The following is a 23634-nucleotide window of genomic DNA, read 5'->3' as shown; positions in this document are numbered from 1 at the left end:
GAGGCAGCCGCCACCGACGAGGCCCACCCAGGTGTCGTCGGGCAGCACGAGCATCCGCGCGCCGGGGCGCCGGTAGGTCGAGCCCTCGGTGTGCACCAGAGTGCCCAGAACGGCCGCTTCGTCCGGCGCGAGGGCATCGAACCGGGCGAGCAGGGGTCGCAGCTCTTCCATGCGGCAGGTCCACCCGGGTGCGGGAGTGAGGGGGTTCCGGAATCGGGACTCCGGGAGAGGCGGGGCTCGCCCCCCTCATTCTGCCCGTCGCCACCGATTCTTCAACTTACAAATCGCCCACAAAGTGTAAAATCACCTCTCGCTCGTCCGGTGCGTCCCGCCGGGCGCGGACACATCACTCCGGGAGGTGGGATCGTGAAGCTCAAGGTCAACGGCGAAACGCGCGAGGTCGAGGCGACCGCCGACACCCCGCTCCTGTGGGTACTGCGCGACGAGCTCAAGCTCGTCGGTACCAAGTTCGGCTGCGGCATCGCCCAGTGTGGTGCCTGCACCGTGCACATCGACGGCAGCGCCGTGCGCTCCTGTACCACCCGCGCCGGTGCGGTCGGCGACGCCGAGATCACCACCATCGAGGGCCTCTCCGGTCCGGCTGCGGAGGCCGTGCAAGAAGCCTGGCGCGCCGTAGACGTGCCCCAATGCGGCTATTGCCAGTCGGGTCAGGTGATGTCCGCAACGGCCCTGCTCGCGAAGAACTCCGCACCCGACGACGCGGCGATCGACGGGGCCATGCACGGCAACGTCTGTCGCTGCGCCACCTACCAACGCATCCGCCAGGCGATCCACGACGCCGCGGCGAAGCTCGAGGGCTGAGCCATGACCATCGAACACGCCGACTCCGGTGTCTCTCGACGTCGCTTCCTGCAGGCCGGTCTCGGTGCCAGCGCGGGGCTCGTGCTCGCCTGCCACCTGCCCGCGAAGAGCCGACCGAGTGCAGAGGCTCCCGACGGTCCGCCGCTCGCGCCGAACGCCTTCGTGACGATCACGCCCGACGACCAGGTGGTGGTCACCTGCAAGCACATCGAGTTCGGCCAGGGGCCGCTCACCGGTCTCGCCACCCTGGTGGCCGAGGAACTCGACGCCGATTGGAGCCAGGTGCGCGGCGAACTCGCGCCGGCCGACCCGAGCAAGTACGCCCACACCTGGGCGCCCATCCAGTTCACCGGCGGGTCTACCGCGATGGCGAACTCGTTCCTGCAGATGCGTCAGGCTGGTGCTACGGCACGCGCCCTGCTCGTGCAGGCGGCGGCGAACCGCTGGCAGGTGCCGACGACGAAGATCGAGACGGCGAAGGGTGTCGTGCGCGAGATCGGTGGCGAAGGCCGCAGTGCGCGCTTCGGCGAGCTCGTCGGCGACGCGGCGAAGCTCACGCCGCCCGAAGAGGTGCCGCTCAAGGATCCGAAGGACTTCCGCCTGATCGGGACGAAGCTGGCGAAGCTCGACACCGCCGCGAAGACCGACGGCAGCGCGGTCTACACCATCGACATCGATCGTCCGGGCATGCTCACGACGCTCGTGGCCCACCCGCCGCGCTTCGGCGCAAAGGTGCGCTCGGTCGACGACACGAAGGCGCGCGCGGTGCCGGGTGTGGAGGACGTGCAGGTCTTGCCCGAGGGCGTTGCCGTCTATGCGCGCGGCTTCTGGGCCGCGAAGCAGGGGCGCGAGCGTCTCGAGATCGAGTGGGACGAGTCGGGCACCGAGCAGCGCGACAGCGCGCGCGTGATCGCCGAGTACCGCGAGCTCGCGAAGCGGCCCGGCCTGCCGGCGGGGGCGCGCGGTGATACGAAGCAGGCGCTCGGTCGGTCGAAGCAGGTCCTCGAAGCCGAGTACGTCTTCCCGTTCCTGGCCCATGCTCCGATGGAGCCCCTCGACTGCGTGATCGAGAAACAGGGTGAGCGTTATGTGATCTGGGCGGGTTCCCAGAGCCCGAGCCGCGACCTGGGAGCCCTGGCCGACGAGCTGGGCGTGCCCGTCGAGAGCATCGACATCCAGGTGCAGTTCGCGGGCGGGAGCTTCGGGCGTCGCTCGCAGCACAAGAGCCAGTTCGCGCGCGAAGCCGCGCATGCCCTGCAGGCGATCGACGCGCGGGCGCCGGTGAAGCTGCTCTGGACACGCGAAGACGACATCCAGGGAGGCTTCTATCGCCCCATCTACGTGCACCGGATGCGAGGCGGCATCGACGCGAACGGCGACATCACGGCCTGGCAGCAGGTGATCGTCGGCCAGTCGGTGCAGAAGGGCAGCGCCAACGCCGCACGCTTCGTGAAGGACGGCGTCGACCTCACCTCGGTCGAGGGCGTATCCAACCTGTCCTACGGGATCCCGAACCTGGACGTGAGCCTGCACAGCCCCGATGTCGGAGTGCCCGTGCTGTGGTGGCGCAGCGTGGGTCACACCCACACCGCCTACAGCGCCGAGAGCTTCATCGACGAGCTGCTCGCCGCCGGCGGGCGCGACCCGGTCGAGGGGCGCCTCGCGCTGCTCGGCGAGCACCCGCGCCACGCCGAGGTCCTGCGCAAGGCGGCCGAGATGGCCGACTGGGGCCGCACGCTGGCGCCGGGTCGTGCCCGTGGCGTCGCGGTGCACGAATCGTTCGGCAGCGTCGTGGCCCAGGTGGTCGAGGTCCGGGCCGATGACGACGGGTCGCCGAAGGTCGAGCACGTCTGGTGCGCCGTCGACTGCGGCCTGGCCGTGAATCCGGACATCGTGCGTCAGCAGATGGAAGGCGGGGTCGGCTACGGGCTCGGCGCGGCGTTGCTCGACGAGATCACGCTCTCGAAGGGCAAGGTCGATCAGTCGAACTTCCACGACTATCGCCCGATTCGCATCGACGACATGCCCCAGGTCGACGTCCACATCGTGCCCTCGGCGAATGCGCCGAGCGGCGTGGGCGAGCCGGGCGTGCCGCCGGTGGCACCCGCCGTGAGCAATGCCTGGGCGGTGCTGACGGGCGAGCGCTTCCGGCGCATGCCCTTCCGCAACCCCAGCGCCTGAGTGGCGTCTCCCCAGTCGTTGCACGATCCTGCCGAGGACGCCACCACCGAGGCGATCCTCGACGCGGCGCTGCGCGAGTTCGGTACGCGGGGCTTCCGCGGGACGTCGCTCAGTCGCGTGGCGGCGAACGCGGGCGTGTCGCGGCCGACGCTCTACGCGCGCTATGCCGACAAGGCCGCGCTGTTTCGGGCGGTGGTGCAGAGCGGCTTCGATGCGGCGCTGGCCGGCGTCGAGGCCGCTGCGGCCTCGAAGGGGCCCGTCGAAGAAGAGCTGCGCGCGATCCTCGAGGCCTACTTCGGCCATCTCTTCGACCGCTACCACGGGCTGCCCGAGATCGACGAGCTCTCCCGCCGTCAGCTCGACGAAGCGCAAGACCTGGTCGACGCCGCGCGGGCGCGTTTCAAGTCGCTCGTGTCGCGCTGGGTGCGTGCCCGGCGCGCGAGCGCGCGCGGCAACGCTTCGCTTCCCGCTGCCCAGGCCGTCGACCTGATCTGCCTGTCGCCCTACGCCTTGAAGGACGGGAGCACGAGCCGCGTGCTCTACCACAAGCGACTGGCGGCACTCGCGCAGAGCGTCGCGGCCCAGCTGCGCTGAGGCCTCAGACCGCGTCGCGTTCGCGCGCGATGCCGTGCTTCTTCATCCGGCTCTGCAGCGTCGTCGGTCGCAGTCCCAGGAGCGCTGCCGCGCCGCTATCGCCGTAGACCCGCCCGCCGGTCGCGGCGAGGGCGCGCTCGATGTGGGCGCGTTCCACTTCCGCCAGGGTGGCGAGGGCCGCGTCGGAGCCGGCGGTCTCGGGCTCGAGTGAGGTCGTCGCCGCGCCGCGTCTCGGCAGGTCGAGGACCTCGGGGTCGAGGGTGTCGGCCGACGTCAGGATCAGTGCGCGCTCGAACACGTTCGAGAGCTCGCGTAGGTTGCCGGGGAAGTCGTGGGCGGCGAGCTTCGCCAGCGCTTCGGGGGTGAGCTGGGGCTGGGCGCGACCCGTACGCCGGCAGACATCGCCGAGCACCGAGTCGCAGATCGTCGCGAAGTCCGCCCGGCGTTCCCGCAGCGGCGGCAGCTCGAGCGGGAAGACGCTCAGCCGATAGTAGAGGTCCTCGCGGAAGGCTCCGTCGGCGACGGCCGCCTCGAGGTCGACGTTCGTGGCCGCCAGGATCCGCACGTCGACGTCGACGTCGGTGTCGCTGCCGACGGGAGTCACCTTCCCCTCTTGCAGCACGCGCAGGAGCTTCACCTGCAGCTCGGGTCCGAGCTCGCCGATCTCGTCGAGGAGCAGCGTGCCGCCGTGCGCGGTCTGGAAGCGGCCGAGGCGTTTGCCGCTCGCACCGGTGAAGGCGCCCTTCACGTGACCGAAGAGCTCGCTCTCGACGAGCTCTGCCGCCACGGCTCCGCAGTTGAGCGCGACGAACGGCTGATCGGCGCGTGCACTCCAGGCGTGGATCGCGCGGGCGAGCTGTTCCTTTCCCGTGCCCGTTTCACCGAGGATCACGACCGGCGTGTCGGTGGCCGCCACGGCCTTGGCCTTGCGTGCAAGGTCCTGGACGCGCGGCTCGACGCTCTCTTCCAGGATGCGCGCGGGCGCCGCAACGCGATGGCCTTCGAGTCGTTGCGCCTCGCTCTCGCGCTCGCGCAGGTCGGTCAGCTCGCCCAGCCGTTGGCTGCGCTCGAGCGCCACCGCGAAGATCTGGCCGTATACCTCGACCAGGCTGCGCGTCTCTTCCGGGTAGGGATCGCAGACCTGACGGTCGACGGTGACGATGCCGATGTTGTCGTCGCCGGCGCACAGCGGCACGACCATGCAGGCATGACCGTGGGGCAGGTCGAGCAGGTCGTCGTAGGGGTCGCCCTCGCCGTGGGCGTGATCCTGCTCGGTGAAAATGCGCGCGCGCCGCATTTCGATCGCTTCGCGAATCGAGGGAAAGCGCTGGAGCGGCAAGCGGTGTCCCGCGACGCCCTCTTCCGCGAGCGGGCCGCGCGCCGTGCAGGCCACCAGGTCGTCCTCTTCCAGCAGGAAGAGCGTGGCCAGGTCGTAAGGGGCGATTCCGCGCAGCCAATCGAGGCCCCGGCGCGAGATCTCCTCGAAATCCGAGCCATCCGAGATGCCCAGGAGCTCGCGGAGGCGGGAAGGGAGCGGGGTGTTGGCGCTGGCCATGGGAGCGTCCTCATTCGTAGAAACCGAAATATCGTCGAAATCTTGGGTTCTGCCAAGTCTCAGTCACCGAAAAATCGGTGATCTGAGGCGGTCATCCCGCTAACCCCTTGAAATACCGATATATCATCTCATTGGCACGATCGATGCAACGCCTATTCGTCATCGCGGTAATCGCGACCACGAAAAGGAGGTCATCATGCAAGTCCGATCGGCCATCGCGGCTCTGGCCGCCTGCCTGCTGGCCGGCAGTGCCGGCGCGGCAGGACTCACCACCGACCACGGCTCCCCGGTCGGGTCCAACCAGGATTCGAAGACGGCGGGCCCCGGTGGCGGCGTCCTGCTCGAAGATTTTCACCTGATCCAGAAGCTCGCCCGCTTCGACCGAGAGCGGATCCCCGAGCGCGTGGTCCACGCGCGCGGCATCGGCGCCCACGGCGTCTTCGAGAGTGCCGGTGATTTCTCCGAGATCACCAAGGTCTCGATGCTCGCCGCAGAGGGGAAGCGAACGCCGGTCTTCGTGCGCTTCTCGACCGTCGTTCACTCGAAGGGCTCGCCCGAGACCCTGCGCGACCCGCGCGGGTTCGCGCTCAAGTTCTACACCGATGAGGGCAACTGGGACCTCGTGGGCAACAACCTGCCGGTCTTCTTCATCCGCGATGCGATCAAGTTCCCCGACATGGTCCACTCGCTGAAGCCCGATCCGGTGACGAACAAGCAGGATCCGAACCGCTTCTTCGATTTCTTCAGCCACGTCCCGGAAGCGACGCACATGCTCACCCAGCTCTACTCGGACCTGGGCGTACCGGCGAACTACCGCCAGATGGACGGCTTCGGTGTTCACGCCTTCAAGTTCGTGAACGCCCGAGGTGAGGTCCGCTACGTCAAGTTCAACTGGAAGAGCGAGCAGGGCATCGCGACCCTCGACGCCGAGGAAGCGGCGGAAGTCGCCAGCCGCGACCACCAGCACGCCACCGTCGATCTCTACGACGCGATCCGCGCGGAGAACTACCCGAGCTGGACCCTCGAGGCCCAGGTGATCGCCGCGGACGAACTGGATGGCTTCGCCTTCGATCCGCTCGACGCGACGAAGATCTGGCCCGAGAGCGAGGTGCCGAGCGTGGTGCTCGGGCGGTTCACCTTGAATCGTGTGCCCGAGAACTTCTTCCAGTTCTCCGAGCAGTCGGCCTTCTCTCCGGCGGTGCAGCCGCCGGGCGTGGAGCCGTCGGAAGATCGTCTCTTGCAGGGACGCCTCTTCTCCTACGCCGACACCCAGCGCTACCGGATCGGCGCGAACTACCTGGACCTGCCGGTCAATCGGCCCCAGGCCCAGGTGGCGTCGAACAACCAGGACGGCGCGCTCAACCACAGCGTGCGGTCGGGTTCGGTGAACTACGAGCCGAGCCTGAACAGTCCCCTCGCCGAGAACCCGCGGCACCGCTACGGGCAGACGCCGGTGCAGGGTCTGACCCAGCAGCAGCGCATCGCGAAGGAGCGGAACTACGCCCAGGCGGGCGTGCTCTACCGGTCGATGGATCGCGGCGCACGCAAGCGGCTGGTGGCCTCGATCGCCGGTGATCTCGGTCAGGTCGAGAACCGCCTGATCCGCGAGCGCATCGTCGGATACCTGCTGAAGGCCGACCGCGACTACGGCCGGGCCGTGGCAAAGCGCGTGGGTGTCGATCCCGATGCGGCGGAACTCGCCGCAACCGAGGTCGAGCGCGCCCGCGCCGACGCGGCTCGCCTGGCCCAGCACCGCTAGCCGCCGGGGATGGGCGGGCGGTTCCGCCCATCCCCTTCCTCCCTCTCGCCTCGATCGAGGAGTCTCCGATGTCCATTCGTTCCCGATCCATCGCCTGGGCCGTCGCACTGGCACTCACCGCGCTGGCCTGTCGCCCCACGGCCCTCGAGCCGGTGGCGCCTGCCCAAGCGCGTCACCTCTCCGACGCCGAAGCGGCCGAGTATCTGCTCGCGAGCGCGCGGGCCGGCGATCTCGAACTCGCGCAGGCGCTCGTCGAAGCCGGCGCCTCGCTCGAGGCGCGCACCGACCGCGGCTACAGCCCCCTGATCCTGGCCGCCTACCACGGCCACCGCGAACTCGTCGGCTACTTCGCCGACGTCGGCGTCGATCCCTGCGGCAGCGACGATGCCGGCAACACCGCTTTAATGGGCGCGGTCTTCAAGGGCCACGCGGTCGTCGCGCGCGATCTGATCGATCGCGGCTGCGACGTGAACCAGGAGAACGTCGCAGGGCGTACCGCGCTGATGTTCGCGGCGCTGGTCGGCCGCGGCGAACTCATTCGAGAGCTCGAGGCGCGCGGCGCCGCGCGTGAACACCGCGATCGCGACGGTCGCACCGCCGCCGATTGGGCGGCCACCCAGGGCACCACGCTGCCCCGTCTCGATCGCCCGGGGCCCGCCGCGAACTGAGCTCCGCTCGAAGCCTCTGTCCTTCCACTCTTCCACTCCACTCGAAAACACCCGAACCCAGAACCAACCATTCTCGAAAGGAAACTCTCCATGTCTCTCATCGGAACCGAAGTGCAGCCCTTCCGCGTGAACGCCTATCAGAACGACAAGTTCATCGAGGTCTCGGACGGCGACCTGCGCGGCCACTGGTCGGTCGTCTTCTTCTACCCCGCCGACTTCACCTTCGTTTGCCCGACGGAGCTCGAGGATCTCGCCGATCACTATCCCGCGTTCCAGGAACTCGGCGTCGAGATCTACGCCGTCTCGACGGACACCCACTTCACCCACATGGCCTGGCACATCTCGTCGCCGTCGATCGGGAAGATCGCCTTCCCGATGCTCGGCGATCCCACCGGTGCGTTGACCCGCCAGTTCGGCGTGATGATCGAAGCCGACGGCCTGGCCGAGCGCGGCACCTTCGTCATCGATCCCGAGGGACGCATCCAGGTCCTCGAGATCCATCCGGGCGGGGTCGGGCGCAACGCCGCCGAGCTGCTGCGCAAGGTGAAGGCCGCCCAGTACGTCGCCAGCAACCTGGGCGAGGTGTGTCCGGCGAAGTGGCAGGAGGGGGACGCGACCCTCGAACCCTCGGAACAGCTGGTGGGGAAGCTCTAGCGCCGGCCCGTTCTCGCCAACGTCGAACCCGCGAAACACCGCGAATCAGGAGGAACCCATGGACACCGCGATCGTGAACGCATTGAGCCGGCTACTCGCCGACTCCTACACCCTCTATCTGAAGACCCACAACTATCACTGGAACGTGACCGGGCCGATGTTCACGACCCTGCACACGCTCTTCGAGACCGAGTACAGCGAGCTCGCGTTGGCGGTGGACGAGATCGCCGAGCGGATTCGCGCGGTCGGCGCGCCGGCGCCTGGCACCTACCGCGAGTTCGCGGCGCTCTCGAAGATCGGCGAGGACGCGGACATCCCGAAGGCGACCGCGATGATCGAGAACCTCGTGGCCGACCAGGAGAGCGTCGTGGCCGCAGCCCGCGCCGTCGTCGAAGCCGCCGAGGCAGCCGGCGATCAGGCCAGCGCCGACCTGGGCGTGCGCCGCATCGACGTCCACGAGAAGAACGCCTGGATGCTGCGCAGCCACCTGGAGTAGGCCGCGGCCTGGCTGCCCGTCACCGTCCGCACGAACTCGTTCTGCTCGTTGCCTTCCCTCCAGGGTTCGGCGCGGACGGCCACGTGGTCGTCCGCGCCGCGCTCGAAGAGCACGTCGTGGCACGCCCGTCTGGGGGAGATGCCGACGGCACTTCGGCTTCGGCGTCTCGTCGGAAGGCCTTTCGGGGCGCGACGCCCCGCTAGACTGGCTCGCCCACGAACTCCTGGGAGACCCCATGGGACACGTCCTGGACGAGGTGGTCGCAGGGCGCGCCCCGACGACCGCGTACGCCGAGGCCCTGCGCCTGCCGCGCATCGAGGGCTGGGAGCGCGGTCGCGCCTGGACCCACTGGGACGTCGATCCCGCCTACCTGACGCCCTGGGGCGCGGTGTTCGGGGGCTTCCTGGCGGCGCTGGTCGACGAACTCGCCGGGACCGCTGCGCTTACGGTGCTCGACGAGGGCCAGACCTTCGGCACCGTCGACCTGCGGGTGTCGCCACTGCGGGCCGTCCGCGAGGGCCGGGTCTCGATCGAGGCGCGTGTGGTCTCGGAAGGCCGCTCGGCAATCCATGTCGAAGTGGAGCTACGCCGCGCCGACGGCGTGTTGGCGGTGAAGGGCTCGGCAATCCAGGTGCTCTCGCGCGCCTAACGCGCTCACAGCCCTCCTGAGCCCAGGCCGCCGCGGCTCGGCCTTCGTCCGATCCCCACTCGGATGACGCCAACGTGTGTCGTTTGACGACCCGCGAGCGGAATACGATCATATTGGGGATCGCCCAGCTGCGGCGATGCCGCATCCCTCATGGGTGATCTCCACGCGGACGGGTCCTCCGGCCCCTCGGTCGGCCCGTTCATGACGGCCCCCGTTCGGGGCCTGGAGGTCGCAGCATGAGGTCGCGACGACGCGTCTCCTCCGTACGTTCGTTCACGCTGGTGGGAGTCGCCGTTCTCACCCTGGGGTTCCCCGCCGTGGGGCCCGTCATCGGCTACGAGATCTCGGTGGCGGAGATCGAGGCGGGTCGCATCCGCCACCTGGCCCAGCGGCTGGCGAAGCAGAACCTGCTCTTCCAGCTCCATCTGGGCGGTGTGCGGAAGGAAGACCTCGTCGACACGGCCGGCCGCATCGATCGCGTGATCGACGCGCTGCAGCACGGCAGCCCCGGCTACGCGGTGCCGGCGCCCTGGAGCGCCCCGCTTCGCGAGCAGGTGGAGAAGGTGGGCGCGGCCTGGCGCTCGATGCGCAGCGTCGCCGTCGCGAGCCCCTACGACTACCTGCGCACGGCCCGCCAGTTCGCCGGCGCCGACAAGGGACTCAAGGACCCCCTGATGCTCCGCTACTTCGACGGCCTCGCCGCCGACCTCGTGAAGGAAACCGAGGTGCTGATGGGTCTGTACGACCAGGAGTGCCGCGCGTCCGAAGCCAGTGACGAACTCTGCGACGCCGCGACGCTCTCGGGCCACGCGGCGATGCTGAGCGAGATCGCGGTGCGTCAGGCGGTCTACATCGTCGCCGGCATCGACGGAGCGCAGAACCGCAAACGCCTCGCGTCGACCATCGAGGTCTACGCAAGTACGCGCGCCGACACCAACGCCAGCCAGGCGATCACGGGTGCCATGGGCGAAGACCGCGGCGAGTCCGGGCGCTTGGCGGCACAGCTCCTCGCCGGCCTGCGCGGTGATTGGGACGAGATGCGCAAGGAGTTCCAGATTCTCGATGCGGGCGACGCGAAGAACTTCGACCTCGAGCGCCTGCTGCGCCTGCAGGACTCGATGGTCGGACGCATCGAGCGCTTCACGGCGGCCGTCGTGCGGTACGCCAACATCGCCTACGGCACCTGAGCCGGGGCGGGGGCGGCGGGCCCGAGCTCGCGGGCGCAGCGCGCCTGTGGGGCGGCCGGCCGCCCCGGGGGCCTCCCCATCACGGGGGCAGGCCCGGGGGAGCGCCGCCGGGCCGGTATCGCTACGCTGCGCCTTCGCTTTTTTGCGCCCATAGCTCAGTTGGATAGAGCGTCAGGTTGCGGACCTGAAGGTCGCACGTTCGAGTCGTGCTGGGCGCGCCACGTATCTTGTCGGGATTCCGACCACTTCGGGGCGATCGGTCTTTGAGCCGGTCGCCCTTTTCCGTTCCTCCATACTCGCCTCCGTTTTCCCGATGAGCCGTGAGATGGCTCGCATCACCCTGCTCGCCCTGCTTCTGCTCGGCGCGCCCTCGGGCGCGTCGGCCGACGAGTTCGACTGGGAAGGCTTCGAAGCAGCCTTCTACGCCTACCTCGCGGACCCATCCGACGGGAAGGCAATGGCGATGGAGCAGCTCCTGCCGGCCGCGCCGGCTCGGCCGGTCTACACGGACGACAAGCTCCCGGAGTGGAACCGGATCCTGGGGCGACTTCGCGGCTTGGAGCCGCTGGCCGCGCGCGGCGACCGGCACGCGCTACGCGTCGCACATGCGCTCTTCGCGATCTCTGACGGCGAGTTCTCGGAGTGGCTTAGCGAGATTCTCGCGTCCGGTCTGGACGCGGACCCGCGAACCTATCTCCAGGAGCTGAAACGAGCGGGTCGCCGCCAGTTCACGCCTTGTCAGCTCGCCATTTGGGGTCCGCATGGCCTTGAGAACGACGAGATCGGGGCGCTGTACCGCAAGCGAATCGCGTCGTTGGAAGCGATTCGGGTCGACGGCACGGAGGAGCTTCGGACCTGTTCAATCACGGCGCTTCGCCAGCTGCTTGAACGGATGGCAAAGGAGTAGCCGGTGCGAAACTTCCTTACGCATACGACGGCGTTCCTGGCCGGCGCCCTCATCGCGACGACCCTCGCCTCGTTGGTCTGGGTCCTGGCCGCGGATACGTTGGTCGAGTCGATCGTGGTGGAGGTTAGGACGGAGCAGGAGGTGCTGGCGACCAGGGCAGCGCGTGAGGGTGATCAGCTCGCTGAACTTGTGCACCAAGGAAGCGTTGCGTTTCAAGCAGAAGGGATCGGCCTCGCCTGGGCCGATCGCTGGCGAAGTACGCCGATTGGGGATCGGTTTCAGTGGGCGCTTGCTCCGGCGGTTGTTTGGTGGGTCTCCCGGGACTGGGACTATGACGAAGGCAAGCGCGAGCGAGGCGAGCGGTACATCGCTGCCATGAAGTACGCGGAGCTGGCCGGCGCCCTCGATCGGCATGGTCTGGCCCAGCTCTCCGACGAGCCGTGGCAGCGGGCCCTGATCCTTGCCCCGATGTGGCTTCCCGAGAATCTCCGGGAGCACCGCGAGAAGGCGATCCGTCCGGCTACACCGGACCGCCTGGAGTTCGAGGTCATGTACTTGTCGCGTCTCCCGTGGAGCGAGTCGCTCGACGACGCGTCTCTCGAGGAAGCGCCCTGACGACCGTTTCTCCGGGTCTCGCTGATCGTCATCGCCGCCCGCAGCAACGCCAGTTCGCGAAGGGGATCCAGGATTCGTCTTCTGAGTACCATCCAATCGGCGGAACTCAGGCCGCGACCTAGGCCGCCCGCTCGGACGGCGCCGCGCGAATCCGGCCCCGGCACCCTGGCTATACTGCGCGCCCCGCGCACCGGATCCGCGCAGTTTCCAAGCGGGCAAAGGAGAACGCACGCATGAGCGACGGCACCGCGAACGAGATCTCGCCCCTCTTCGACCCCGAGCGCTGGGAGGCCGTCGCCGGCTTCACGTCCGACGACATCACCTACCACCGCTGCGTCGACCACGGTACGGTGCGCGTGGCGTTCAACCGGCCCGAAGTGCGCAACGCGTTTCGGCCCGAGACCGTCGACGCGCTGTACCGCGCCCTCGATCACGCGCGCATGACCCCGGACGTCGGCTGCGTGCTGATCACCGGCAACGGGCCGTCTCCGAAGGATGGCGTCTGGGCCTTCTGCTCGGGCGGCGACCAGCGCATTCGCGGCAAGGACGGCTACCAGTACAGCGCCGACGGCGGCACGGCCCCCGACCCGGCGCGCATGGGCCGCCTGCACATCCTCGAGGTGCAGCGCCTCGTGCGCATGATGCCGAAGGTGGTGATCGCGGTGGTTCCGGGCTTCGCGGTGGGCGGTGGCCACAGCCTGCACGTGACCTGCGATCTCACCCTGGCCAGCCGCGAGCATGCGGTCTTCAAGCAGACCGACACCGACGTTGCGAGCTTCGACGGCGGGTTCGGCTCGGCCTACCTCGCCCGCCAGATCGGCCAGAAGTTCGCGCGCGAGATCTTCTTCCTCGGCCAGAGCTACACGGCGGAGGAAGCCTTCCAGATGGGGATGGTGAACCGCGCCGTGCCCCACGCCGAGCTGGAGACGACGGCGTTGGAATGGGCGCGTGAGATCAACACGAAGAGCCCCACCGGCCAGCGCATGGCGAAGTTCGCGATGAACCTGATCGACGACGGGCTGGTCGGCCAGCAGGTGTTCGCTGGCGAGGCGACCCGCCTGGCCTACATGACCGACGAGGCGGCCGAGGGCCGCGACGCCTTCCTCGAGAAGCGCGACCGCGACTTCTCGAAGTTTCCCTGGCACTTCTAGGCCGGCTCATCGCGACCCTTTCCGGCCCCCAGCGACTGTGATCGGTGTCACCTTGGTGTCGGGCCAGCTGGCGCATCCTGGTCGATGGACGGCTTTGCCCTCACCTCTCCCCTCGGAGGATCGCCATGCGTGCCCTGCGCTTTCTCGTCTCGGCATCGATCACCCTGCTCGGGCTCTCCCTCGCCGCCCAGGCCCAGAGCGTCGATCCGCCTCTGAGCCTGAGCACCGTCACGACCGGCATCGCGCTGCCGACCACCATGGGCTTCGTCGCTCCAAACGACATTCTGGTGCTGCAGAAGAACGACGGTCAGGTGCGCCGCGTCTTGAACGGGACGCTGCAGCCCGCTCCGGTCCTGGACGTCGCCGTGAACGCGTCGAGCGAGCGCGGATTGCTTGGCATCGCGGTGAACACGCAGTCTCCTCCGGATGTCTTCCTCTTCTACACCGAGGCCGCCGTCGACGGCGGCGCGCCGCTCGGCAACCGCGTCTATCGCTATGACTGGAACCCCACCACGGCGCAGCTCGAGAACCCCACGCTGCTGCTCGACCTTCCGGTACTGCCCGGCCCGAACCACGACGGCGGCATCCTCGTGCTGGGGCCGCCGGGCGAGCTGCCGGGCGTGGCCGACGGAGCCCTGCTCTACGCCGTGATCGGCGACCTGAATCTCAACGGCCAGACCCAGAACAACGCGGCTGGTCCCGCACCCGACGACTCGAGCGTGATCCTGCGCATCCAGCAGGATGGCTCGCCCGTACCGGCGAATCCGTTCACGCCCTACTGCTCGGTGACGACGACCACGACCTGCACCAGCGATCTCGACTGCCCGGGCGGGGAAGTCTGCGAAACCCAGGTGATGGACTACTACGCCTACGGCGTGCGCAACTCGTTCGGCATGGCCCTCGACCCGGTGACCGGCGCGCTGTGGGACACGGAGAACGGGCCCGGCACCGACGACGAGATCAACCGCGTCGACGCGGGCTTCAACAGCGGCTGGCGCGACGTGATGGGGCCGGCCGCGAGCCTCCCGCCGCCGGGTCTCTTCGACATGCCGGGTGCCGGGAACACCTACAGCGATCCCGAGTTCACCTGGTTCGACACGAATGCGCCGACCGCGATCGTCTTCCCGAACGGCAGCGGTCTCGGCCCGAGCTTCGACGACCAGGCCCTCGTGGCCGACAGCAACGCCGGACAGATCTACGCCTTCCCGTTGAACCCGGCCCGCGATGGCTTCGACTTCAGCGCGTTTCCGGCGCTCACCGACCTCGTGGCCGACGACAACACCGAGCGCGACCTGCTGCGCATCGCCAGCGGCTTCGGGTCGATCACCGACCTGAAGATCGGCCCCGACGGCGATCTCTACGTCGTATCGATCGGCGTTGGCGCGATCTACCGACTGCCCGAGCCCGGGCGTCGCGTGGGACTCGCGGCCGGGGCGCTCTGTGTATTGGCGCTGTGTTGGCGGCGTCGCCCGTCCCACGCATAGAACCGACGCCGCAGTCGCGCTTGCGCCCGGCGGGGGCGCTGTGCTCCACTCGGGTCGCGCCGTTCCCCCCGACGCGGGGTGACGTCGCGCCGCGGCGGCTCACTCCGAGTCCGCCGCCAGAGTGGGGAGAACGCCATGGGAATCCTGTCGTGGATCGGTCTGGGACTGCTCGTCGGTGCGCTGGCGAAATGGATCATGCCGGGGCCGGACCCGGGCGGAATCTTCGTGACGATCCTGATCGGCATCGCCGGCGCTTTCGTGGGTGGGTTCATTGGCACCCAGCTCGGGTGGGGGGATGTCACCGGCTTCAACTTCGGCAGCCTCGCACTCGCGACGGGCGGCTCGCTGCTCCTGCTCTGGGGCCATCGCAAGTTCCGCGGAGGCTCGGCCTAGCCGATGGACGGACTCAGTCCCGGCGGAGTCGCCCTCCGCTTTCTCGGCGCCCTCGTCCTCATCGCCGCCACCTACAACCCGGAAGGCACCTCCTACTACCACTGGGTGACCGAGGCAGCCGGCGGCTTCGACGCCGTCCAGGCCTTCGTCGGGGTGGTGCTCCTGATCGGCTGGACCGTCTACCTGCGGGCCTCGACCCGCTCGCTGGGCGCCATTGGCTTCGTGCTCGCGGCGGCGTTCTTCGGGACGCTCGTCTGGATGGGCATCGATTTCGGCCTGATCTCGCGCGACAGCCCGCGCGTCCTCACCTGGGTCTCGATCTTCGCCTTCGCCGGGATCCTGGCCGCGGGCATGAGCTGGTCCCACGTGCGACGGCGCCTCGCCGGCCAGGTGGACGTCGACGAAACCGACGTCGACTGAACGAAAGCCCCGCGCTGCCTCGTATTTTCGAGCTTTCCACCGACGGTGGAGCGGCCCCGGGATCGCTGCGCTCCGACGCTGATTGGTGATCGTCGTCACATTCACCGTCGGTGACAGCTGGAATACTCGCCTCGCCCGACCCTGCGGACGCGCTCGCGGACCAGCACGGAACCACAGGGGATCGAGCCGAACAGACCAGCGCAGAGCAGAGAACTCCCGCAGCGGGCAACTTCTTCGTGCGGACCGGGACCCAGCGGCAACGCCGCGCGGGTCCCTCATCGGAAGGCAACGACAGCAGCGTTTCTGGCCGCTCCCGTCGGTGTGGGCTTTGACCACGAGCGGGGGCTCCGTGGTCTTGACGGGAGCGGCCTCGTTTCCGGGCCGATGTGCCACACCCCTTCCGTCGCGTCCTCCCGCGCCGTACGCTCGGCGCGGGAGGACGCATGCTGCGCAGAGCCACGCGATTGCGCGGGCGGGTCGAACGGTTCGCACTGACCTCGGAGGTCTTGCGGGGGAACGCCCTCGGCGATCCGGCGCGCCGCGACGTGGTGGTCTACCTGCCGCCCGAGTACGACCGTTCTCCCGACCGCCGCTTCCCGGTATTCGTCGACCTGGTCGGATTCATGGGCTCCGGTGCGGCCCACGTCGCCTGGAAGGCCTTCGACGAGAGCGTCCCCCAGCGCCTCGAGCGCCTCGTGCACGACGGACGCATGGGGCCGGTGATCGCCGTCTTCCCCGACTGCTGGACCCGTCTCGGCGGCAACCAGTACATCAACTCCTCCGCGGTCGGGCGCTACGCCGACTACCTCGTGCGCGAGGTCGTTCCCGCGGTCGACGCGCGCTACCGCACCGAGGCGAGCCCGCAGCGACGCGCACTCTTCGGGAAGTCGTCCGGGGGCTACGGCGCGATCGTGCACGGCATGCGCTACGCGCGTCACTGGGGTGCCGTCGCCTGTCACTCGGGCGACATGTTCTTCGAGGTCTGCTACCGCGCCGACGTCCCGAAGGTGTGCAACGTGTTGGCGCGCCACGGCGGGAGCCCGCGCCGCTTCCTGCGCGCCTTCTACGCGAAGCGAAAGCCGAGCGGCGCCGACATGTCGACGCTGATGTTCCTGGCGATGGCCGCGTTCTACGATCCCGACCCCGACGCGCCGCTGGGCTTTCATCTGCCGATGGATGTCCGCACCGCCGTTGTCGACGAAGCGCGCTGGCGTCGCTGGCGCAGTCATGATCCCATCCGGCTGGTCGAGCGGAAGCGCAGCCAGGAGCAGTTGGATTCCCTGGCCGGCATCTTCATCGACTGCGGCACGTCCGACCAGTTCCAGCTGCACTTCGGTGCACGACTCTTGCACGACCGACTCCTCGAGCTGGGCATCTCGCACCAGTACCAGGAATTCCCCGACAACCACTCGGGCATCGACTACCGCATGGACGAGAGCCTGCCCTGGCTGTATCGCCGCGTGCGCGGGCGGTGAGCGAGCCGACCATCCCGCCCGCGAGCGCCGTGGATCACGTGTGGCGCGCCGGCATGCGCGTGGCCTACCAGCTGCAGCTCTTGTGGTGGCGGTTTCGCAAGCCCCGCATCGAGGGCTCCTACGTCGCCGTGTGGTGCGCGGGCGAGCTGTTGGTGATCCAGAACTCGTATCGCCCCTCCCTGTCGCTCCCGGCGGGCGGATTGAAGCGCGGCGAGTCGCCCCGCGAGGCCGCGGTACGCGAGCTCGGCGAAGAAGTCGGCATCCACGTCGCTGCCGAAGCACTCGACTACCACGGCAAGATCCTCGACGCGGGTGCGTACGCCCAGGACCACGCCCACTTCTTCGAGCTCGCGTGCAGTGAACCGCCCGGGGTCCGGGTCGACGGCCGCGAAGTGGTGTGGGCGCGTTTCCTGCCGATCCCCGAGGCGCGCGAGCGACTGTCGCGGATCGTGTTGCGCTACCTCGAGGAGCGCGAGGCCGGCCGCGCGGAGTCGCCCGAGCCGGACTAGCTGCCGCGCGCGTGCTCCACGGCGGCGTCCCAGCTCGCGCCTTCCCGTAGCATTCGTCGGTAGCCCATCAGTTGACGGACCCGGTTGATCGCGAGCGCGCCGCGGAAGACTCCCTCGCGCCCGAAGAGCGCGACGAAGCGCCGCTCCTCGAGCGAGCCGTGGGCCACGAAGACCTCGTCGTCGGGCGCGATGCGGCCGGTGGCTTGGATCTTCAGGTCGTACTGATCCGACCAGACGAAGGGCACGGGCGCGAACGCAGGCACTGAGGCATCGCCGGCCAGCAGCCGGTCGGCCACCGCGTCGGCCTGCTCGACGGCGTTGGTCCAGTGCTCGATGCGCACGTGTTCGCCGTAGCCCTCGTGGTACCAGCGGGCGACGTCGCCAGCCGCGACGACGCCCGGCGCTTCGGTCGCACACGTCCCGTCGCAGACGACGCCGTCGTTCAGGGCGAGCCCCGAATCTTCGAGCCAGTCGGTGGCGGGCGTGGCCCCGATGCCGACGACGACGACGTCGGCAGGCAGCGTGTCCCCGTTCGTGAGGACCACTCCTTCGACGCGTCGGTCTCCGGTGATTGCTTCGACCCCCACTCCCAGTCGCAGGTCGACGCCGGCGTCGCGGTGGGCAGCGGCGCAGACGCCGCCGATCTCGGGTGCGAGCACCCGGGCCATCGGGGAAGCCATGGGCTCCACCAGCACGACGTCGAGATCGCGCGCGCGGCAGGTGGCCGCTACTTCGGCACCGATGAAACCGGCGCCCACCACGACCACACGAGGCGACGCTTCGAGCGCTGCCCGCAGGCGCAGCGCGTCGTCGAGGGTGCGCAAGGTAAAGAGGCCTTCGCGCGGAGCGGTACCGGGCAGCGGGCGGGCCTGCGCGCCGGTGGCGATCACGAGCCCGTCGTAGTCGAGCGCGCGACCCCCAGCCAGGTGTACGCGACGTTCGCCGGGTTCGAGGCGCTCGGCGGCGACTCCCTGATGGAGTTCGAGGTCGAGACCGTCGAAGGCCTCGGGTTTCGTCAGCTGGATCTGCTCGGGCTCTCGGTCGCCGCGCAGCAGTTCCTTCGAGAGGGGCGGGCGGTCGTAGGGGCGCGCGTCCTCGGCGCCCACCAACGCGAGGGTGCCTTCGAAGCCCTTGCGACGGAGGGCCTCCGCACTCCGGATCCCCGCCAACGAGCCTCCCACGACCACGATCCGATCCAACGCCACGCTGCCATTCCCTATGTGATGCGGTCGCGAAACCGCGGCCGGCGACGATAGCGCTCGAATCCTCCGCACCGAGCCCGCGTCCGAGTCCGCAGTCGGTTTGCTGCACCCCGACGCCTGCGGCTGCAGTCACAGGGCTGCACCTGGGTCGGGGCCAACGCGCTAAGTAGCTGATTTCGTTGAATTCACGTTTTGGGCACGGGCCTTGCTCTAGAGAACTTCCATGCGCGAGATGGGATTCCGAGCCGGTCCTTTCCATACTGACCCGAGACGCCGCCCGGGGCCGTGCGGGTTCTCTTGGGCCCCCGGTGCAAGCGAGGGCCCGATGAGTCACTCCAAACGTCGCTCCCGAGACGACTGGGACGACCCCCGCGAAGGTGGCGATCACCGCCGGAAACGCGACCGCGATCGCGAGCGCTCGCGCCGCCGCGAGCGCAAGCGACCGCGCACTCCGGAAGAGAAGGCCTACCGGGCGGCCCAGCGCCGAGCGAATGCGCGCGTCGGCTTCGTCTCGCACTTCGTCGCCTACGGCGCGACCTGCGCCTTCTTGCTGTTCGTCACCGGCTTCCGGCCCGCCATGATCGTCGCGCTCGGCTGGGGCATCGGAATCGCCTGCCACTACTTCGCGGCAATCGTCGCCCCCGAGATGCGCCGCCGCTTCCTCGAGCGCGAAGTGTCGCGACAGGTGGCCCAGGACGGACCGCTCACCCGCCAGAACCTCAGCGATCGCCACGAGCGCTCGCTCGAGGATCTCTCGGCCCAGGTGGCTCACGAGATCCGCAACCCCATCACCGCTGCGAAGAGCCTGGTGCAGCAGATGGGCGAAGACCCGACGTCCAACGAGAACGTCGACTACGCGAAGGTCGCCCTCGACGAGCTCGATCGCGTCGAGCGCTCGGTCGCGCACCTGCTGCGCTTTGCCCGCGACGAAGACCTGCAGTTGCGCGAAGTGCGTTTCGCCGACGTCGTCGACTCGGCGCTCGAGTCGTTCCGAGATCGCCTGGACGCGTCGGGGATCACCGTCGATACCGAGATCGGCACGCGCGCCGTCTTGCACGGCGATCCGGACAAACTGCGGCGCGTCTTGATCAACCTGGTGGGGAACGCGCTCGACGCGCTCCAGGGCAGCGCCACACCGGACCCGCGCCTCCTCGTACAGGCGGGGGAGAACCTCGCCGGCACCGAGTGCTGGGTGCGCGTTCGTGACAACGGACCGGGTATCGACCCCGAGGCGCTGCGCAAGATCTTCAGCCCCTTCTACACCTCGAAGGATTCGGGAACGGGGCTGGGCCTGGCGATCTCGAAGAAGGTCGTCGACGCCCACGGCGGCTCGATCGAAGCCCAGTCCGAGCCGGGCGACGGCACCGAGTTCACCATCACGATTCCCAAGCGGCCGTCCTCGGCGAGGGCGAACCAGGGGCAGACGGGAGAGCCGGTTTGATGCAGACGCCCACGATGCGACCGGGGACGTTCGGAGGAGGGATCGCGATGAGCGACGAGCAGCGCGCCGGCCGAGGACGCAAGCGGCATCGACGTCGGCGCCGTGAACGCGAGCGCCGTGAAGAGCGCGAGGAGTTCGGCGCTCCCCACGACACCGAGCTGATGACGGCCGAAGAGCGTTTGATCCACGAAGCCCAGGACGTCGCCGAGCGCAAGGCGAAGCTCACCGGGGATGCGCTGAAGTTCAGCCTGGTCGCGATCCTGCTGCTGACCTTCGTTTGGCCGATCGGCGTGATCGTCATGCTGATCTTCGGGCCGCGCTACCTCCGCGAGCTCTACTCCCTGGTCGTCGAGCCCCAGCTGCGCACCAAGTTCCTGCGCGAGGAGATCGAGAAGCGCGTCTACGACCAGCTCCACGAGGAGCGTCAGCAGCTCGAGACCGAGCACGCGCGTTCGATGGAGAAGCTCTCGGCCTCGATCGCCCATGAGATTCGCAATCCGATCACGGCAGCGAAGAGTCTCGTACAGCAGATGGAAGAGGATCCCGACGCCCACGAGAACGTCGAATACGCGCGGGTCGCCCTTTCCGAACTCACCCGCGTCGAGCGCTCGGTCTCCCACCTGCTGCGCTTCGCGCGCGACGAGGAGACCCAGGCGGCACCCCTGCGCCTGGCCGAGGTCGTGGACTCGGCGCTCGCCACCTTCCGCGATCGCATCGAGCGACGCGGGATCATCCTTCGTCACGAAGTCGACGCCCCTGGCGAGATCGAGGGCGATGCCGAGCAGCTGCGCCGGGTCGTGATCAATCTGGTGGGCAACGCGGTCGACGCCCTCGAAGACGCCGAAGAAGCTCCCCGGCTCGAGGTCCAGGTCGGAGAGAACCTGGCTGGCGACCGCGTCTGGTTGCGGGTGGCCGACAACGGCCCGGGCTTCGACACGGATGCGCTCGAGAAGCTCTGGAGCCCCTTCTACACGAACAAGCCCAACGGCACCGGTCTCGGGCTCGCGATCACGCGCAAGCTCGTCGAGGCCCACGGTGGCGAAATCGAGGCGAGTTCGCGCGCTGGAGACGGTGCGGCTTTCGTGATCACCCTTCCGAAGCACCGCGCGGGTATCCGCCACGAGGGGAGCCTGTCGTGAAGGCGCGGATCCTGGTCGTCGAAGACGAGCGCGCGATCCAGATCGCGCTCTCCGGTCTCCTCGGGCGTGCCGGTTACGACGTGCACGTATCGGGCAGTGGCGACGACGCGATCCAGCGCCTCGACGCGGGCAGCCAGTTCGATCTGGTGTTGACCGATCTGGCGCTCGGTCGGGGCGCGAGCGGCATGGACGTCTTGAAGCGCGTGAAGGCGCTGACGCCCGAGACGGTCGTGGTGATGATCACGGCGCACGGTTCGGAGACGATCGCCGTCGATGCCATGAAGGCGGGCGCCGAAGACTACGTCCCGAAGCCCTTCGACAACGACGAGATCCGTCTGGTGGTCCAGCGCGCGCTCGAGCGCACGCGCCTCGCCCGCGAGAACCGGATCCTCCTCGATCGGGTGAAGCGCGAATACGGCTTCGAGAATCTGATCGGGTCGGGTCCGCTCATGCAACGCGTCTTCGAGACGATCCAGAAGGTTGCCGAGACCGACCTGACCGTGCTGGTGCGCGGCGAGAGCGGCACGGGCAAGGAGCTCGTGGCCCAGGCGCTCCACAACCGCAGCAACCGCGCAAACCGGCCCTTCGTCGCCGTGAACTGCGCGGCGATCAGCCCCGAGCTCGTCGAGAGCGAGCTCTTCGGTCACGAGAAGGGCGCCTTTACCGGCGCCGACGCGCGCCGCGAAGGTCGCTTCGAGGCCGCCGACGGCGGCACCATCTTCCTCGACGAGATCGGCGACATGGCGCCCGCCACCCAGGCGAAGGTGCTGCGCGTGTTGCAGGAACGCTCCTTCGAGCGCGTGGGCGGGAACCAGCCCCTCGAAGTCGACGTCCGCGTCGTCGCCGCCACCCACCGCGACCTCGAGACCGAGGTCCGCGAGGGGCGCTTCCGCCAGGACCTCTACTACCGCCTGAAGGTCGTCGAGATCGAGCTGCCTCCGCTTCGCGAGCGGCCCGAAGACATCCCGGCGCTGTCCCTGCGCTTCCTCGAGCAGGTGAACGAGCGGCTGGGACGCGAGAAGCAGCGCCTGGGCGAGGGGGCCCTCGCGACCCTCGCGCGCCATCACTGGCCCGGCAACGTGCGCGAACTCCGCAACGTGATCGAACAGGCGTCGGTGCTCGGCGGGCGTTCGGTGCTCGACGAAGCCGATCTCCATATCGCAGGCGAATCGGTGGCCACTGCGCACGAGACGTCCGAGGCGGGTCTGCCGTTTTCCGAGGCGAAGAAGCGCCACGTCGAGCGTTTCGAACGCCGCTTTCTGCTCGAGGCCCTGCGCTCCCAGGACGGGAACATCTCCCGCGCGGCCGAGTCGATCGGGATGGTGCGGCAGAGCCTGCAGCAGAAGATCCGCGAGCTTGGCCTCCGCTCGGAGGACTGGAGTCGCGCGGCGGGCAAAGACGAGACTTCGAAGTCGCGCTCCTAGCGCGCGGATTGGAGGAAGAACATGGACACGATGACCCGAGAACGACCCCGCGGCCTCTTTGCGCGTTTTGGGCACCTGGTGCGCAGCACCTTCGGAGGCTGGCTTCGACGCAGCGAGCGTCGCAACCCGGCCGCGGTGTACGAGCAGGCCATCGAGGATCGCACCCAGCAGTATCGCGATCTGAAGGAGGCCGTCGCTGGCATCCTCTACATGCGCAACAAGCTCGAGGCCGAGATCGGTGAGCGGCGCGTGGAGATTGCAAGGCTCCACGATGACGTGCGCACGGCGATCCGCCGCGGCCGTGAGGAGCTTTCGCTCACCCTGATCGAGAACAAGCAGCGTCTGCTCGAGGACCTCGAGCGTTCCGAGCGTGAACTCGAGGGCGTCCGGAACGAGGCGGAAGAGGCGAAGAACAACCTGGTGCGGTTTCGCGAAGAGATCCGCAGCCTGACCCGCGAGAAGGGACGCATGCTGGCGACGCTCGCGAACGCGAACGCCCGTCGGCGCCTGAACGAGGCACTCGAGGGGCTTTCCGTCGATGCGGATATGCGGGCTCTCGAAGGCGTGCGCGATTACATCGCGCGCGCTGCCACCGAGGGCGACCTCGACCGCGAGCTCAGCGGCAGCGACGACCAGGAGATGCGTCACCGCTTGCGCGCGATCCGCGACGACGCTCGCCACGAGGCGGCGCGCCGTGAGCTCGCCGAGATCAAGCGCGACATGGGCGCCAGCGTTCTCGAGCCGGGGGAGCCGGTCGCGGCGCCCGTTGGTGAACGCCTGGTGCCAGTGGTTGCCGGCTAGCTACTCACCCGGTCCGGGCCCCCGCGCGGGGCCCGCGCCCGGGGCCACTCCAACCGGCGTTTGGCCCTCTCGCCCGAAACCGAACGAGTCGAAGAAACGCCCGATGGG

23 protein-coding genes and 1 tRNA gene are annotated in these 23634 nt (G+C 68.8%); 22 read left to right on the top strand and 2 right to left on the bottom strand.

Annotated elements, in window-relative coordinates:
- Positions 1-363 precede the first annotated feature (363 nt).
- Genes AAF430_25955 through AAF430_25945 form a run of 3 tightly spaced genes read left to right on the top strand, consistent with a single transcriptional unit; the run spans position 364 to position 3597 of the window.
- Positions 364-822 carry a (2Fe-2S)-binding protein gene (locus AAF430_25955; protein MEM7413701.1) on the top strand — a complete coding sequence of 153 codons (459 nt, stop codon included), beginning with the start codon at positions 364-366 and terminating at the stop codon, positions 820-822.
- Between the two features lie 3 nt (positions 823-825).
- The gene (locus AAF430_25950) at positions 826-3003 is read left to right on the top strand and encodes a xanthine dehydrogenase family protein molybdopterin-binding subunit (protein MEM7413700.1); all 2178 of its coding nucleotides are present in this window, start codon (positions 826-828) and stop codon (positions 3001-3003) included.
- Positions 3004-3021: 18 nt separating this feature from the next.
- Positions 3022-3597, top strand: a complete 576-nt coding sequence (locus AAF430_25945; protein ID MEM7413699.1) for a helix-turn-helix domain-containing protein — start codon at positions 3022-3024, stop codon at positions 3595-3597.
- Positions 3598-3601: 4 nt separating this feature from the next.
- On the opposite strand, the gene AAF430_25940 is transcribed toward AAF430_25945, so the two are convergent.
- Entirely contained in the window at positions 3602-5152 is a 1551-nt protein-coding gene (locus AAF430_25940) for a sigma 54-interacting transcriptional regulator (protein ID MEM7413698.1), read from the bottom strand.
- Positions 5153-5348: 196 nt separating this feature from the next.
- On the opposite strand from AAF430_25940, the gene AAF430_25935 reads away from it, so the two are divergent.
- The 15 genes from AAF430_25935 (at position 5349) to AAF430_25865 (ending at position 17519) form a co-directional block, all read left to right on the top strand.
- On the top strand, positions 5349-6911 hold the full coding sequence (locus AAF430_25935) for a catalase (protein ID MEM7413697.1): 1563 nt from the start codon (positions 5349-5351) through the stop codon (positions 6909-6911).
- A gap of 68 nt (positions 6912-6979) precedes the next feature.
- Complete coding sequence (locus AAF430_25930) at positions 6980-7579, top strand: ankyrin repeat domain-containing protein (protein MEM7413696.1); 600 nt, start codon at positions 6980-6982, stop codon at positions 7577-7579.
- Positions 7580-7669: 90 nt separating this feature from the next.
- Positions 7670-8233, top strand: coding sequence for an alkyl hydroperoxide reductase subunit C (ahpC, locus tag AAF430_25925; protein ID MEM7413695.1), 564 nt, complete (start codon positions 7670-7672; stop codon positions 8231-8233).
- A 58-nt stretch (positions 8234-8291) separates the two neighbouring features.
- Complete coding sequence (locus tag AAF430_25920) at positions 8292-8729, top strand: Dps family protein (GenBank protein ID MEM7413694.1); 438 nt, start codon at positions 8292-8294, stop codon at positions 8727-8729.
- Positions 8730-8964: 235 nt separating this feature from the next.
- Positions 8965-9378 carry a PaaI family thioesterase gene (locus AAF430_25915; protein MEM7413693.1) on the top strand — a complete coding sequence of 138 codons (414 nt, stop codon included), beginning with the start codon at positions 8965-8967 and terminating at the stop codon, positions 9376-9378.
- 236 nt (positions 9379-9614) lie between these two features.
- Positions 9615-10565 carry a type IV pili methyl-accepting chemotaxis transducer N-terminal domain-containing protein gene (locus AAF430_25910; protein MEM7413692.1) on the top strand — a complete coding sequence of 317 codons (951 nt, stop codon included), beginning with the start codon at positions 9615-9617 and terminating at the stop codon, positions 10563-10565.
- A gap of 144 nt (positions 10566-10709) precedes the next feature.
- Positions 10710-10786: transfer RNA gene (locus AAF430_25905), tRNA-Arg, on the top strand.
- A gap of 92 nt (positions 10787-10878) precedes the next feature.
- Positions 10879-11472 (top strand): hypothetical protein, encoded by a 594-nt coding sequence (locus AAF430_25900; protein MEM7413691.1) that lies wholly within the window; start codon positions 10879-10881, stop codon positions 11470-11472.
- 3 nt (positions 11473-11475) lie between these two features.
- A complete protein-coding gene (locus AAF430_25895; protein MEM7413690.1) occupies positions 11476-12087 on the top strand; it encodes a hypothetical protein in 612 nt (203 codons plus the stop codon).
- 233 nt (positions 12088-12320) lie between these two features.
- A complete protein-coding gene (locus AAF430_25890) occupies positions 12321-13238 on the top strand; it encodes a 1,4-dihydroxy-2-naphthoyl-CoA synthase (protein MEM7413689.1) in 918 nt (305 codons plus the stop codon).
- Positions 13239-13363: 125 nt separating this feature from the next.
- Positions 13364-14722, top strand: a complete 1359-nt coding sequence (locus AAF430_25885; protein MEM7413688.1) for a PQQ-dependent sugar dehydrogenase — start codon at positions 13364-13366, stop codon at positions 14720-14722.
- Between the two features lie 135 nt (positions 14723-14857).
- Entirely contained in the window at positions 14858-15115 is a 258-nt protein-coding gene (locus AAF430_25880; protein MEM7413687.1) for a GlsB/YeaQ/YmgE family stress response membrane protein, read from the top strand.
- Positions 15116-15118: 3 nt separating this feature from the next.
- Positions 15119-15535 (top strand): DUF6524 family protein, encoded by a 417-nt coding sequence (locus AAF430_25875; protein MEM7413686.1) that lies wholly within the window; start codon positions 15119-15121, stop codon positions 15533-15535.
- Between the two features lie 443 nt (positions 15536-15978).
- Entirely contained in the window at positions 15979-17010 is a 1032-nt protein-coding gene (locus tag AAF430_25870) for an alpha/beta hydrolase-fold protein (protein ID MEM7413685.1), read from the top strand.
- On the top strand, positions 17007-17519 hold the full coding sequence (locus tag AAF430_25865) for an NUDIX hydrolase (protein ID MEM7413684.1): 513 nt from the start codon (positions 17007-17009) through the stop codon (positions 17517-17519). The genes AAF430_25870 and AAF430_25865 overlap by 4 nt, the downstream gene beginning before the upstream one ends.
- Here AAF430_25865 and AAF430_25860 read toward each other — a convergent pair.
- Positions 17516-18724, bottom strand: a complete 1209-nt coding sequence (locus AAF430_25860) for an FAD-dependent oxidoreductase (protein MEM7413683.1) — start codon at positions 18722-18724, stop codon at positions 17516-17518. The genes AAF430_25865 and AAF430_25860 overlap by 4 nt on opposite strands.
- A 322-nt stretch (positions 18725-19046) precedes the next feature.
- On the opposite strand from AAF430_25860, the gene AAF430_25855 reads away from it, so the two are divergent.
- The 4 genes from AAF430_25855 to AAF430_25840 are packed head-to-tail and all read left to right on the top strand — an operon-like array spanning position 19047 to position 23526.
- Positions 19047-20162 (top strand): HAMP domain-containing sensor histidine kinase, encoded by a 1116-nt coding sequence (locus AAF430_25855; protein ID MEM7413682.1) that lies wholly within the window; start codon positions 19047-19049, stop codon positions 20160-20162.
- A 47-nt stretch (positions 20163-20209) separates the two neighbouring features.
- Positions 20210-21301 (top strand): HAMP domain-containing sensor histidine kinase, encoded by a 1092-nt coding sequence (locus tag AAF430_25850; GenBank protein ID MEM7413681.1) that lies wholly within the window; start codon positions 20210-20212, stop codon positions 21299-21301.
- Positions 21298-22725 (top strand): sigma-54 dependent transcriptional regulator, encoded by a 1428-nt coding sequence (locus tag AAF430_25845; protein MEM7413680.1) that lies wholly within the window; start codon positions 21298-21300, stop codon positions 22723-22725. Before AAF430_25850 ends, AAF430_25845 begins: the two co-directional genes overlap by 4 nt.
- A 21-nt stretch (positions 22726-22746) precedes the next feature.
- Complete coding sequence (locus AAF430_25840) at positions 22747-23526, top strand: PspA/IM30 family protein (protein MEM7413679.1); 780 nt, start codon at positions 22747-22749, stop codon at positions 23524-23526.
- The last annotated feature ends 108 nt before the right edge of the window (positions 23527-23634 follow it).

It is taken from the genome of Myxococcota bacterium, assembly GCA_039030075.1.
Lineage (GTDB): Bacteria > Myxococcota_A > UBA9160 > UBA9160 > SMWR01 > JAHEJV01.
This window is presented reverse-complemented; position numbering and strand designations above follow the sequence as displayed.

Excerpts from the sequence above, each read along its gene's own strand:
- AAF430_25850 (MEM7413681.1), top strand. The coding sequence starts at position 20,210 with ATGAGCGACGAGCAGCGCGCCGGCCGAGGACGCAAGCGGCATCGACGT.
- ahpC (MEM7413695.1), top strand. The coding sequence starts at position 7,670 with ATGTCTCTCATCGGAACCGAAGTGCAGCCCTTCCGCGTGAACGCCTAT.
- AAF430_25900 (MEM7413691.1), top strand. The coding sequence starts at position 10,879 with ATGAGCCGTGAGATGGCTCGCATCACCCTGCTCGCCCTGCTTCTGCTC.
- AAF430_25870 (MEM7413685.1), top strand. The coding sequence starts at position 15,979 with ATGCTGCGCAGAGCCACGCGATTGCGCGGGCGGGTCGAACGGTTCGCA.
- AAF430_25885 (MEM7413688.1), top strand. The coding sequence starts at position 13,364 with ATGCGTGCCCTGCGCTTTCTCGTCTCGGCATCGATCACCCTGCTCGGG.
- AAF430_25940 (MEM7413698.1), bottom strand. The coding sequence starts at position 5,152 with ATGGCCAGCGCCAACACCCCGCTCCCTTCCCGCCTCCGCGAGCTCCTG.
- AAF430_25875 (MEM7413686.1), top strand. The coding sequence starts at position 15,119 with ATGGACGGACTCAGTCCCGGCGGAGTCGCCCTCCGCTTTCTCGGCGCC.
- AAF430_25910 (MEM7413692.1), top strand. The coding sequence starts at position 9,615 with ATGAGGTCGCGACGACGCGTCTCCTCCGTACGTTCGTTCACGCTGGTG.
- AAF430_25890 (MEM7413689.1), top strand. The coding sequence starts at position 12,321 with ATGAGCGACGGCACCGCGAACGAGATCTCGCCCCTCTTCGACCCCGAG.
- AAF430_25855 (MEM7413682.1), top strand. The coding sequence starts at position 19,047 with ATGAGTCACTCCAAACGTCGCTCCCGAGACGACTGGGACGACCCCCGC.
- AAF430_25840 (MEM7413679.1), top strand. The coding sequence starts at position 22,747 with ATGGACACGATGACCCGAGAACGACCCCGCGGCCTCTTTGCGCGTTTT.
- AAF430_25915 (MEM7413693.1), top strand. The coding sequence starts at position 8,965 with ATGGGACACGTCCTGGACGAGGTGGTCGCAGGGCGCGCCCCGACGACC.
- AAF430_25950 (MEM7413700.1), top strand. The coding sequence starts at position 826 with ATGACCATCGAACACGCCGACTCCGGTGTCTCTCGACGTCGCTTCCTG.
- AAF430_25930 (MEM7413696.1), top strand. The coding sequence starts at position 6,980 with ATGTCCATTCGTTCCCGATCCATCGCCTGGGCCGTCGCACTGGCACTC.
- AAF430_25920 (MEM7413694.1), top strand. The coding sequence starts at position 8,292 with ATGGACACCGCGATCGTGAACGCATTGAGCCGGCTACTCGCCGACTCC.
- AAF430_25935 (MEM7413697.1), top strand. The coding sequence starts at position 5,349 with ATGCAAGTCCGATCGGCCATCGCGGCTCTGGCCGCCTGCCTGCTGGCC.
- AAF430_25880 (MEM7413687.1), top strand. The coding sequence starts at position 14,858 with ATGGGAATCCTGTCGTGGATCGGTCTGGGACTGCTCGTCGGTGCGCTG.